We start from the raw sequence: 11446 nt of genomic DNA on the forward strand, positions 1-11446 counted from the left end.
ACGCTCTGTCATGGCCTTTCTTGCCGACGCCCTTTCCCGCGTGAAGCCTTCCGCGACCATCGCGGTGACGCAGAAAGCGCGTGAGCTGAAAAATGCCGGCCGTGACGTCATCGGCCTCGGCGCCGGCGAGCCGGACTTCGACACGCCCGATAACATCAAGAACGCGGCGATCGAGGCGATCCGGCGTGGCGAGACCAAGTACCCGCCGGTCTCCGGCATCGCGCCGCTGCGCGAGGCGATCGCCAAAAAATTCAAGCGCGAGAACAATCTCGACTACCGACCGGAGCAGACCATCGTCGGCACCGGCGGCAAGCAGATCCTGTTCAACGCCTTCATGGCGACGCTGAACCCCGGCGACGAGGTCATCATCCCGCGCCCCTATTGGGTGAGCTACCCGGAAATGGTGGCGATCTGTGGCGGCACGTCCGTCTTTGCCGACACCTCGATCGACAACGGCTTCAAGCTAACGGCTGAGGTGCTGGAAAGGGCGATCACGCCGAAGACGAAATGGCTGCTGATGAACTCGCCGTCCAACCCATCGGGCGCCGCTTACACCGAGCGTGAACTCAGGGCCCTGGCCGACGTGCTGCTCAAGCACCCGCATGTCTGGACGCTGACCGACGACATGTATGAGCACCTGACCTATGGCGACTTCTTCTTCAAGACCATCGCCGAGGTCGAACCGAGCCTCTACGAGCGCACGCTGACCATGAACGGCGTGTCGAAGGCCTATGCCATGACCGGCTGGCGTATCGGCTACGCCGCCGGCCCGGTGCCGCTGATCAAGGCAATGGACATGATCCAGGGCCAGCAGACTTCCGGCGCCTGCACCATCGCGCAATGGGCGTCCGTCGAGGCGCTCAACGGCCCGCAGGACTTCATCGCCAAGAACAAGGCGATCTTCCAGGGCCGGCGCGACCTCGTCGTGTCGATGCTCAACCAGGCGCGCGGCATCTCGTGCCCATCGCCGGAAGGCGCCTTCTACGTCTATCCGTCCTGCGCTGAGCTGATCGGCAAGAAGACGAAGGCCGGCAAGGTCATCGACAATGACGAAGCCTTCTGCTCGGAGCTGCTCGACGCCGAAGGCGTTGCCGTTGTGTTCGGATCGGCCTTCGGCCTCGGCCCGAACTTCCGCATCTCCTACGCAACATCGGAGGCGCTGCTGGAGGAAGCCTGCACCCGCATCCAGCGCTTCACTGCGTCGCTGACCTGATCGGCAACGCCGCCATCCACAAAAACCCGGCTTCGCGCCGGGTTTTTTGTTGGACGGCAATCAGCCGCCATACTGTTCGTCGGAGACCGCCTCGAGCCACTCGGCATGGACACCGTCCAGCGCTTCCTGCATGGCGACATGCGTCATCGTGGTCTTCGGCCCGGCGCCGTGCCAGTGCTTTTCGCCCGGCGCGAAGGAGATGACGTCGCCGGCCCTGATCACCTCGATCGGCCCGCCCCACGTTTGCGCAAGCCCGGCGCCGGCCGTGACGTAGAGCGTCTGGCCGAGCGGGTGCGTGTGCCAATGCGTGCGGGCGCCCGGTTCGAAACTGACCAGGGTTGCCCTCAGCCGCGCCGGCGCCTCCTTCTCGATGATCGGCGTCTGCAGCACCTTGCCGGTGAAATACTTTTCAGGCGCGATGATCGTCGGCACGCTGCCGCACGCAATGATCTTCATCGTAGAAACTCTCAAATCGTTAGGGACCGGTCCGCCGCAGCGGGAGGTCAGTTTCTTGCTATATGGCGACCGACGCAATCGCCTTTGAGCGCTTGAGCCACCGGGCTGTTCGAAACCGAGCACAAAACCAAAGCCGGCGCATTTCCTATTTTCCTTGCCCTCTCCGCGAACCCGTGTGACGATGGCCTTGGCAGGTGTGAGCAACAACCCCGCCCGCGACGGCTGAACAGGCCGGCCGCCGCTCCCAGGGAAACGCCTGAGTGGAGGTCAGCCATGGGTAATCGCGCCGGAGGACGACGCACGGGACCGAAATGCATCGCCATAGTCGGTCCCTTCGCAAGCGGTAAGACGACACTTCTCGAAGCTATCCTCGCCCGCACGGGCGCCATTCCCCGCCAGAATCCCGTCTCATCGGGCAACACGGTTTCCGATCATTCGCCAGAAGCCCGCGCCCACGCCATGAGCGTCGAGGCGACCTTTGCCACGACGGAATTCATGGGCGAGCAGTTCACCTTCGTCGATTGCCCCGGTTCCATCGAGTTCGCCTTCGAGGCGGAGCCGGTGCTTGCCGCCTGCGATGTCGCCGTGGTCGTGGCCGAAGCGGACGAAAAGAAGATACCCGCGCTTCAGCTCATCATGCGCAAGCTCGACGATCTCGGCGTGCCGCGCATCCTGTTCCTCAACAAGGTGGACAAGGCGGTCGCCGGCGTGCGCGAGACGCTAAAGATGCTGCAGCCGGCCAGTTCGGCGCCGCTGCTGCTGCGCCAGATTCCATTGCGCAAGGATGGTGTCGTCATCGGCTCGATCGATCTGGCCTTGGAGCGCGCCTATGTCTACCGCGAATATGCCGAAAGCCAGGTCGCCGAGATTCCGGACGACGACAAGGCGCGCGAGCTCGAGGCACGGTTCTCGATGCTGGAGACGCTGGCCGACCATGACGACCAGCTGATGGAGCAGTTGCTGGAGGAGATCGAGCCGCCGAAGGACGCGATCTTCGATGACCTTGCCGCTGACCTGCGCGCCGGCTCGGTGACGCCGGTGCTGATCGGTACCGCCGAGAAGGGCAACGGTGTGCTGCGCCTGTTGAAAGCTATCCGCCACGACGCGCCTGACGTCGAGGCGACGCGCAAGCGCCTTGGCGCGCCTGATGGCAGCCAGACGGTCGTGCAGGTGATGAAGACCATCCACACCGCGCATGGCGGCAAACTGTCTATTTCGCGTGTGCTTTCCGGCCAGGTGGCCGACGCGGCCGAACTCTTCCTCTCCAGCGGCGACACGACGAAGGTCTCCGGCATCTACAAGATGCTTGGCAAAGACCAGTTGAAGCTGCCGTCGGCCAAGGCTGGCGATACCGTCGCGCTCGGCAAGCTCGACAATGTCAGGACCGGCCAAACGCTGAGTTCGGCCAAGGGCGGCATCAAGCCGCTGATCGCCCTGGAGCCCCCGCAACCGGTGTTCGCATTCGCTCTGCGCCCCAAGGAGCGCAAGGACGAGGTCAAGATGTCGGCAGCGATCCAGAGGTTAGCCGAGGAAGACCCCTCGCTCAGCCTGCACCACAACCAGGATTCCGCGGAGACCGTATTGTCGGGCCATGGCGAAATGCACCTGCGCGTCGTGCGCGAGCGGCTGGAGGGCAAGAACCAGATCCCGATCGATGGCCATTCGCCGGCGGTGCCCTATCGCGAGACGATCCGCAAATCCGCGCAGCAGCGCGGCCGCCACAAGAAACAGTCGGGCGGCCACGGCCAGTTCGGCGACGTGGTGATCGAGATCAAGCCGCTGCCGCGCGGCACGGGTTTCCAGTTCACCGACACCATCACCGGCGGCGTCGTGCCAAAAACCTACATCCAGTCGGTGGAGACCGGCATCCGCGACTATCTGAAATCCGGTCCGCTCGGCTTCCCGGTGGTCGATGTCGCCGTCAACCTTTCGGACGGCTCCTATCATGCCGTCGACTCGTCCGACATGGCCTTCCAGATGGCGGCCAAGCTGGCGATGAAGGAAGGCATGGCGGCCTGTTCGCCGGTTCTGCTGGAACCGATCATGAAGGTCGAGATCGTCACGCCTTCAGATGCGACCTCGAGGATTATCGCTTTGATCCCGCAGCGGCGCGGCCAGATCCTTGGCTATGACGCGCGGCCCGGCTGGCCGGGCTGGGACGTGGTCGAAGCGACCATGCCCCAGGCCGAGATCGGCGACCTGATCATCGAGCTGCGCTCGGCGACGGCAGGCGTCGCCAGCTACAAGGCCGTCTTCGACCATATGGCCGAGCTGACCGGGCGCCTCGCCGACGAGGCGATGAACGCCAACGGCAAGGCCGCCTGATCGGATCTTGTTGAAGACGCGAAAACGGCGCCCGGATCGTCCGGGCGCCGTTCTTATTGCGGACTGTCTTCCTTGGGAGGCAACGGCAGGTCCGCCGCATCAGGAAATGGATCGGACGCGGTAGCTGCCTGAGCCCGGCCTGTCCGAGTGATGCCCCCATCTCCCGGACCGACCAACCGCGTCCTATGGATCTACCTAATCGATAGAGTGCGTCTGCGACATGTTACCCGATGTTACATGTCACTGTTACGCGGGCCGCGCGCACGCATTTCTGGTGTCGGCGTGACTTCGGCGCAACAAAAAAGCCGGATCAATAAAGATCCGGCTGAGTTTGATTGGAAGTGCCGATTAGGGCTAACCTCCAGAGGGGAACACTCGAGGGCGCTAATGGGAGGAGAACGCGCCCTGGAGATGAACTATATATGTGCTCATCATGCCCAAGAAACAAGCATCTATTTTGCAACACACGCATGCAAAAAGAGGTAGGCTGTGGTCTAATCCGTCGCGAGAACCGATAGGACCAGAAAAAATCGCCGAATCCAGAGCCGTTCCGGACTGAAAGCGATCGCTGATATGCAAACCGGGTCAGATTCCGGTGCCGAAATACGCTAAATTCACAATGATGCGAACTTGGGCTGGTCGCGTTTATTTCTGCGGCAGGAGAGCCCGATGCGAACTTTTTCGGCAATTGCCGGCAGCGCCTTGTTCTTTGTCTCCGCCCCGGGCGCGCTGTCTCCGGCTGGCTGCCCCACGCCATGGTGCGCTTAAGTCCCTGTCGTGGGCCAGGTCAGGCCGGCACCACCCGAATATCGGCAGGTCCTGCTAGTAGGACCAACTGCGCGCCTTGGCGATGATGAAATCGCGGAACACGTGCAGCTTCGCCTGGTTCTTCATCGCGTCGGGATAGGCGAAATAGGTGTCGAAGGACGGCACCTCGGTTTCGGGCAGCAACTGGACGAGGTTCGAGTCCTTGTTGATGACGTAGTCGGGCAGCATGGCGATGCCGGCGCCGCCCTGGACCGCGCGCTTGATAGACAGGATGTCGTTGATCTGCAGCGTCGGCACCCTTTGCCCGCCCTCGAAATCGCCGACCGTCTCCAGCCAGTTCAGCTCCGACAGATGCGAGGGCACCGGCACGCCGAAGGTGACGATCCGGTGGTTCCCGAGCTCGGCGATCGAGGCGGGCTTGCCGAACTTCGCCACATAGGAAGGCGACGCATAAAGGTGGAAATGCACCGTGAACAGCCGGCGCTGGATAAGATCCGGCTGCTGCGGCTGGCGTAGGCGGATGGCGCAATCGGCCTGACGCATGGTGAGGTCGAGTTCCTCGTTGGCGAGGATGAGCTGCAGGCTGATCTCGGGGTAGAGCTCGATGAATTCCTGCACGCGCTCGGTCAGCCAGCCGGCCCCGAGCCCCACCGTTGTTGTGACCCTCAGCACGCCGGACGGGCGATCCTTGGTCTCGGTCAGCCGCGACTTGATCGTCTCCAGCTTCATCAGCACGTCATGTGCCGTGCGGAACAGCATCTCGCCCTGCTCGGTCAACACGAGGCCACGCGCGTGGCGATGGAACAGCGCCACGCCGACGTCATGCTCCAGTGCGCTGACCTGCCGCGAGATCGCCGACTGCGACAGATGCAGCGTTTCGGCGGCATGGGTAAACGACCCAGCCTCCGCCGCAGCGTGAAACACGCGTAGCTTGTCCCAGTCCAGCGCCATGATTCCCCTCGTGTTGCCCTTGGCGTCTGAATGAAAAATCAGGCTTTTAAACGGCTTTTTTCAGCCGATCGATTATTCCGCCGCTTCGCGGTGAACCTCGATCCCCGCCAGATATTTCTCCGCCTCGAGCGCGGCCATGCAACCGAGCCCGGCAGCTGTAACCGCTTGCCGGTAGACATCGTCGGTGACGTCGCCGGCGGCGAAAACGCCGGGAACGTCGGTACGGGTCGAATCGGGCGCCGTCCACAGATAGCCGTTCGGCTTCTGCTTCAGCTTGCCGATGAAAAGCTCGACCGCCGGCGCATGGCCGATCGCGACAAAGACGCCATCGACCTGCAGCCGCGACACTTCGCCCGTCACCACATTGCGCAGCTTCAAGCCGTCGACCGAAGGCGGCAGCGGTGCCTTGCCCGGCTGCCCGGTGATCTCGTCGACGACGGTATCCCAGATGATGCGGACATTGTCCTTCTTGAACAGCCGCTCGCGCAGGATACGCTCGGCGCGGAAATCGTTGCGGCGGTGAATGACGGTGACGCTCCTGGCGAGGTTGGCGAGGTAGAGCGCCTCCTCCACCGCCGAATTGCCGCCGCCGACCACGGCGACATCCTTGCCGCGATAGAAGAAGCCGTCGCAGGTGGCGCAGGCCGAGACGCCGAAGCCCATGAACGTCTGCTCGGACGGGATACCCAGCCACTTGGCTTGCGCGCCGGTGGCGATGATCAAAGCGTCGGCGGTGTAGACGGTGCCGGAATCGCCGGTGGCGCGAAACGGCCGCACATTGAGGTCGACCTCGGTGATGATGTCGTTGACGATCTCGGTGCCGACATGCTCGGCCTGCTTGAGCATCTGCTCCATCAGCCAGGGGCCCTGGATCGGATCGGCGAAGCCCGGATAGTTTTCGACGTCGGTGGTGATCATCAACTGACCGCCCTGCTGCAGGCCGGCGACAAGCATCGGCTTCAGCATGGCGCGGGCGGCATAGATCGCCGCGGTGTAGCCGGCCGGCCCGGAGCCGATGATGAGAACGGGCGCGTGTTTGGTGTTCATGAAAAAGTCCCCTGCGGCGCGAGGGCCGTGGTTTTGTTGCCGGTAATGTAAGTGCTGCCCGCCAAGCCAGCAAGGCAGCTTGGCCTTCGTCCCCGGAAAGCTTCATAGCGGTATACAGGGCCATATCGCAGCCAGTTGCAGAAAAATCATCGCAAAGGGGTGGCCTCGTGCGCGAAACCAAATTACAAAATCGCGAAAGATTCTTGCGCGAAAGCCGATCATGCCGCTCAAAGCCGATCTCGACGCCATCGACTGGAAGATCCTGCGAGAGCTGCAGAGTGACGGTCGTATGACCAATGTCGAGTTGTCCGGCCGCGTCGGCATCTCGGCGCCGCCTTGCCTACGCCGCGTCAGGCGACTGGAAGAGGCCGGCATCATCCGCGGTTACCGTGCGCTCCTCAATGCGCCGGCGCTCGGCATGGATGTCGTCGCCTTCTGCCTGATCGGCCTGCACCATCAGGCCGACGCCGAGCTCAAGGCTTTTGCCGAGCGGACGAGGGGCTGGCCGATCGTTCGCGATGCCTGGATGGTGTCGGGCGAGTCCGATTTCCTGCTGCATTGCGTGGCAAGCGACCTTGGCACCTTCCAGACCTTCGTCATCGAGGAGCTCGCCTCGGCGCCCAATGTCGACACGGTGCGCACCGCGCTGACCATCCGCCGGGTCAAGGATGAGGGGCTGGTCGCCTTTCCGGCTTAATGCGCCGGCTTCCGATGAAGCCGCTGGAAAAACAGCGGCTTGGCGTTCAATTTTGAATCAATCCGCGATCAGCGCGATTGTATCGCGGTCAGCAGGCTCTCCAGGTCCTGCGCCCCGCGCAGGGGCAAAACCGAAAGCCCGCCCATCGCCATGGCTTCACCATCGACAAGCCAGCCGCGTGTGAGGCCGGCGCGCTGGCCTGCTTCCATGTCGGCCGGCTTGTCGCCGACGATCAGCGATCGCTTGAGATCGAGGCCGAGTTGACGCGCGGCCTCGACCAGCATGCCCGGATTGGGCTTGCGCATCGGATGATCGGCGATCGCCAGCGGCCCCGAACCGGCTTCGTGGTAGGCGCAGGCCAACACCATGTCGACGGCTGCGTTCTTCTCGGCAAGCAGGTCGAGAACCCGCTGATTGACCCGGGCGAAAGCATCCCAGCCAAAATAGCCGCGCGCGATACCGGACTGGTTGGTGATGACGACGACCGGGATGCCGCGCCGATTCGCGGCTTCTATGGCAGGCGCGATACCGTCGCGCAGCACCATGGCGTCCGGATCGTCAGGATAGCCGGTATCGATATTGATGGTGCCGTCACGGTCTAGAAACAGTGCCGGCAGGCCAGCCGGAAACGCCTTGGCGCCAATCCGCTCGATCCACAGGCCGGGCTCGACGAGCGGAAAATCCCCTTCGCGGTCAGCCATTGCTGAGACGCGCTTCGACCGCCTCGCACAGATGGTGATAGAGGCAGAGATGCCCCTGCTGGATGATCGGCGTCGAGGTCGACGGCACGCTGAGCAAGATGTCTGTGAGCGGCTTGAGCTTGCCGCCGGTGTCGCCGGTGAGGCTGATCACCGTCATGCCCATGGCCCGCGCCTGCTCGGCGGCGGCAAGGATGCTCGGCGAGTTGCCGCTGGTGGAGATGGCGAGCAATACCGCGCCTTCCGACCCATGCGCCTCGACCTGGCGTGAGAAGACGGTGTCGAAGCCGTAGTCGTTGCCCCAGGCGGTCAGCACCGCCGCATTGGCCGGCAGCGCGATGACATTGTAGGCCTTGCGCTCTTTAAGGAACCGGCCGACCAGTTCGCCGGCGATGTGGATGGCGTCGCTCGCCGAGCCGCCATTGCCGCAGATCAGCAGCGCCTTGCCGTGTGACAGCGCCTTCACGACCGCGCTCACCGCGCGCTCCATCTCGCCGGTGAGATCGCGCTCGACCATTGCCGAGATCGCCGCCGCGGAGCGGACCAGATAGTCGTTCAGCTCGGACATGAAACCCTCAATTCGCGCCGCCGGCGCGCAGCTTGCCGATGGTTTTGGTGGTGCTCTTGCCGGCGACGAGGTCGACCAGCACCACACGCCCGCCCGCGTTCTGCACCACGTCGGCGCCGACCACGGTCTCGATCGTGTAATCCGCGCCCTTGACCAGGATGTCGGGCAGAAGCGCCTCGATCAGCTTGAGCGGCGTGTCTTCCTCGAAGACGACAACGGCATCGACCGAGGCGAGCGCCGCGAGCACGCAGGCGCGGTCGTGCTGGTCGTTGACCGGACGTCCGGGCCCTTTCAGCCGGCGCACCGAGGCGTCGCTGTTCAAGCCGAGCACCAGCCGGTCGCATCGGCTGCGCGCGGCGTGCAGCAGGCTGACATGGCCGGCATGCAGAATGTCGAAGCAGCCATTGGTGAAGCCAACCGACAGCCCCTCCTCTTTCCAGGCCGCCACCATCCTGGCCGCCGCATTGGCGTCGAGAATGGCGTCCTTGTGGGCGACCGGTCCATGCGAGCGGAACAGCGCGCCGGAAAGCTCCTCCACTGTCAGCCGCGCCGTGCCGCGCTTGCCAACGACCACGCCGCCGGCGGCATTGGCGATTGTAGCAGCCTGCACCCGGTCGGCGCCCGCGGCGAGCGACAGCGCGAAGGTGGCGATGACCGTGTCGCCGGCGCCGGAGACGTCGAACACTTCGCGCGCCTGCGTGGAGATATGGCGGGCATCCTCCGCGGTGACCACGCTCATGCCCTTTTCGCTGCGCGTCGCGACGATGAACTCGAAGTCATGCGCGGCAATCAGGTCGCGTGCCGCAGCGACGATCTCGTCATCGCCGAAGACCGGGCGTCCGACCGCCTCGCCGAGTTCCTTGCGGTTGGGCGTGACCGCCGTCGCCCCGGCATAGCGCGCATAGTCGCGGCCCTTCGGGTCGATCAGCACCGGCTTTCCGGCATCGCGGCAGATCGCTATCAATTCGGCCGCCACGCCGTCGAGCAGGATGCCCTTGCCGTAGTCGGACAGGATGACGATATCGGCACGCGCAAGGGCAGCCTGGAAATGCTCGACAAGCGTCGTCCGCTCGCCACTGGACAACGGTTTGATTTCCTCCTCGTCGAAACGCAGCACCTGCTGGTTAAGCGCGCTGAAGCGGCTCTTCGACGAGGTCATGCGGTCCTGCCGCTGTGCAAGGCCGTCCGTATCGGCGCCAAGATCGCCGAGCATGCGCATGAGATTGTCGCCGGCCTGGTCGGCGCCGATGACGGACACCGGGATGGCGGCGCCGCCCAGTGAAACGATGTTGGAAACGACGTTGCCGGCGCCGCCCAGGGCCACCACCTCGCCCCGCCCATGCAGCACCGGGATCGGCGCTTCAGGCGAGATCCGCTCGATGACGCCGTTGACGAAACGGTCGAGGATGAAATCGCCGACCACCAGCACGGTGACCTCGCCGAAGTGGGCGATGGTGCGATGCAAGGGCTCCGGGGAAGGCAGATGGTGCTTGATCATCTCACTGGCGCGCGCCGAGAACGGCGGTTCTTGATCGGGGTTGCAGCGCCGGAAAACCGGCGCTCTTCATTCTTCGCGATGCCGATATACCGCAATCGGGGCCAGCGCAACGGCGGGCCGGTGCACGCGCGCCGGCCAAGGCACCGGACGGATCAGCTCTTCTGCAAGGCGACATGGACGCCGAGACCGACAAGCACGGCGCCACCTGCGCGCTGCATAAGGCGCTGCGCGCGACCGGAGCGCCGCAGCCGCGCAATCATCGCGCCGGCGAGAAAGACGCAAACGATGTCAGCCGACGAGAACATCAGGTTGACGACGGTTCCCAGCACCACGAACTGCAGCCAAACCGGAAAGGTCGCCGAGGCATCGATGAACTGCGGCAGGAACGCCATGAAGAAGATGGCTGTCTTGGGATTGAGCACCTCGACCGTGATGCTTTCGAAAAAGGCGCGACGCGCCGATTTTCGCTCTATGGCAGGAAGCGTTCCGTTTCCCTGGATCTTGGCGCGGAACAGCGAAACACCGAGCCAGATCAGGTACAGCGCGCCGACAAGTTTGACGGCCATGTAAAGCGGCGGCACGGCGTGGAACAACACCGACAGCCCGGTTGCGGCGGCAAGGACATGGACATAGCCGCCGAGATGGATGCCGAGCGCCGCCGTCAGCCCCGACCAACGCCCGCGGGCCATGGTCTGCGCGGCGGCATAGAGCATGGCCGGTCCGGGAATGTAGGCGAAGATAGCCGTGGTGACGAAAAAGGCGATAAGCAGTTCGGTCGACGGCATCTTGATCCCTCACGATAGGAGCCGACTGAAGCGGGAGCTTTGCGGCCTCACTGTGGCGACGAACCGGTCTGCCCTGATTTGGCAAGAACACGCGCCATGAACTTGTCATGGTCGATGACCGCGCGCTCGTGGAAACCTTCGCCGATCAATCCATTCTCGTCGCTGCACGATACTTTGAAGCGCAGCTTTCGCCCCTGCACCGCGACAAGCTCGACATCGGCGGTGACAGTCATGCCGACGGGCGTCGCGGCGACATGGCTGACGTCGACATGGGTGCCGACGGTTCTCTCATGGCTGCTCAGGAACGGACGCAATGCCTCGACGCACGCCCATTCGATGAAGCCGACCATGAAGGCGGTGGCGAAAACCAGCGGCATGTCGGCGAAACTCGCAAAGGCCGTTGCCATGGCCGGAACCGTCAGGGAGTCGTCGACCCGCAG

11 protein-coding genes are annotated in these 11446 nt (G+C 63.8%); 3 read left to right on the forward strand and 8 right to left on the reverse strand.

The features are described from left to right. Positions 1 to 10: 10 nt before the first annotated feature. Positions 11 to 1213, forward strand: a complete 1203-nt coding sequence (locus tag A9K66_RS19245; RefSeq protein WP_067326660.1) for a pyridoxal phosphate-dependent aminotransferase — start codon at positions 11 to 13, stop codon at positions 1211 to 1213. 60 nt (positions 1214 to 1273) lie between these two features. Here A9K66_RS19245 and A9K66_RS19250 read toward each other — a convergent pair whose 3' ends face one another. Next, complete coding sequence (locus A9K66_RS19250; RefSeq protein WP_066994518.1) at positions 1274 to 1669, reverse strand: cupin domain-containing protein; 396 nt, start codon at positions 1667 to 1669, stop codon at positions 1274 to 1276. A 273-nt stretch (positions 1670 to 1942) separates the two neighbouring features. Here A9K66_RS19250 and A9K66_RS19255 point away from each other — a divergent pair, with 273 nt between their 5' ends. Then, on the forward strand, positions 1943 to 3994 hold the full coding sequence (locus tag A9K66_RS19255; RefSeq protein ID WP_067326663.1) for an elongation factor G: 2052 nt from the start codon (positions 1943 to 1945) through the stop codon (positions 3992 to 3994). An 822-nt stretch (positions 3995 to 4816) separates the two neighbouring features. On the opposite strand, the gene A9K66_RS19260 is transcribed toward A9K66_RS19255, so the two are convergent. Then, positions 4817 to 5713, reverse strand: coding sequence for a LysR family transcriptional regulator (locus A9K66_RS19260; RefSeq protein WP_067326666.1), 897 nt, complete (start codon positions 5711 to 5713; stop codon positions 4817 to 4819). Positions 5714 to 5785: 72 nt separating this feature from the next. Beyond that, a complete protein-coding gene (gene trxB / locus A9K66_RS19265; protein WP_067326669.1) occupies positions 5786 to 6760 on the reverse strand; it encodes a thioredoxin-disulfide reductase in 975 nt (324 codons plus the stop codon). A gap of 220 nt (positions 6761 to 6980) precedes the next feature. Between trxB and A9K66_RS19270 the strand changes: the two genes are divergently transcribed. Continuing rightward, positions 6981 to 7457 (forward strand): Lrp/AsnC family transcriptional regulator, encoded by a 477-nt coding sequence (locus tag A9K66_RS19270; protein ID WP_066994506.1) that lies wholly within the window; start codon positions 6981 to 6983, stop codon positions 7455 to 7457. Positions 7458 to 7525: 68 nt separating this feature from the next. On the opposite strand, the gene A9K66_RS19275 is transcribed toward A9K66_RS19270, so the two are convergent. From A9K66_RS19275 to A9K66_RS19295, 5 genes are all read right to left on the reverse strand, one after another. Next, positions 7526 to 8158, reverse strand: a complete 633-nt coding sequence (locus tag A9K66_RS19275) for an HAD family hydrolase (protein ID WP_067326672.1) — start codon at positions 8156 to 8158, stop codon at positions 7526 to 7528. Further along, positions 8151 to 8723: an SIS domain-containing protein gene (locus A9K66_RS19280; RefSeq protein ID WP_067326675.1), complete on the reverse strand. Its 573-nt coding sequence runs from the start codon at positions 8721 to 8723 to the stop codon at positions 8151 to 8153. Before A9K66_RS19280 ends, A9K66_RS19275 begins: the two co-directional genes overlap by 8 nt. A 7-nt stretch (positions 8724 to 8730) precedes the next feature. Then, positions 8731 to 10221: a D-glycero-beta-D-manno-heptose-7-phosphate kinase gene (gene rfaE1, locus A9K66_RS19285; RefSeq protein WP_082953958.1), complete on the reverse strand. Its 1491-nt coding sequence runs from the start codon at positions 10219 to 10221 to the stop codon at positions 8731 to 8733. Positions 10222 to 10373: 152 nt separating this feature from the next. Further along, positions 10374 to 11006, reverse strand: a complete 633-nt coding sequence (locus A9K66_RS19290) for a LysE family translocator (protein WP_067326679.1) — start codon at positions 11004 to 11006, stop codon at positions 10374 to 10376. 47 nt (positions 11007 to 11053) lie between these two features. Continuing rightward, a complete protein-coding gene (locus A9K66_RS19295) occupies positions 11054 to 11413 on the reverse strand; it encodes a thioesterase family protein (RefSeq protein ID WP_197507490.1) in 360 nt (119 codons plus the stop codon). Between the last annotated feature and the right edge of the window lie 33 nt (positions 11414 to 11446).

This window comes from Mesorhizobium sp. AA23 (assembly GCF_001672435.1).
Lineage (GTDB): Bacteria > Pseudomonadota > Alphaproteobacteria > Rhizobiales > Rhizobiaceae > Mesorhizobium.

Bases quoted from the DNA above. Each gene is read 5' to 3' on its own strand.
- A9K66_RS19245 (WP_067326660.1), top strand. From the start codon at position 11: ATGGCCTTTCTTGCCGACGCCCTTTCCCGCGTGAAGCCTTCCGCGACC.
- A9K66_RS19250 (WP_066994518.1), bottom strand. From the start codon at position 1,669: ATGAAGATCATTGCGTGCGGCAGCGTGCCGACGATCATCGCGCCTGAA.
- A9K66_RS19255 (WP_067326663.1), top strand. From the start codon at position 1,943: ATGGGTAATCGCGCCGGAGGACGACGCACGGGACCGAAATGCATCGCC.
- A9K66_RS19260 (WP_067326666.1), bottom strand. From the start codon at position 5,713: ATGGCGCTGGACTGGGACAAGCTACGCGTGTTTCACGCTGCGGCGGAG.
- trxB (WP_067326669.1), bottom strand. From the start codon at position 6,760: ATGAACACCAAACACGCGCCCGTTCTCATCATCGGCTCCGGGCCGGCC.
- A9K66_RS19270 (WP_066994506.1), top strand. From the start codon at position 6,981: ATGCCGCTCAAAGCCGATCTCGACGCCATCGACTGGAAGATCCTGCGA.
- A9K66_RS19275 (WP_067326672.1), bottom strand. From the start codon at position 8,158: ATGGCTGACCGCGAAGGGGATTTTCCGCTCGTCGAGCCCGGCCTGTGG.
- A9K66_RS19280 (WP_067326675.1), bottom strand. From the start codon at position 8,723: ATGTCCGAGCTGAACGACTATCTGGTCCGCTCCGCGGCGGCGATCTCG.
- rfaE1 (WP_082953958.1), bottom strand. From the start codon at position 10,221: ATGATCAAGCACCATCTGCCTTCCCCGGAGCCCTTGCATCGCACCATC.
- A9K66_RS19290 (WP_067326679.1), bottom strand. From the start codon at position 11,006: ATGCCGTCGACCGAACTGCTTATCGCCTTTTTCGTCACCACGGCTATC.
- A9K66_RS19295 (WP_197507490.1), bottom strand. From the start codon at position 11,413: ATGGCAACGGCCTTTGCGAGTTTCGCCGACATGCCGCTGGTTTTCGCC.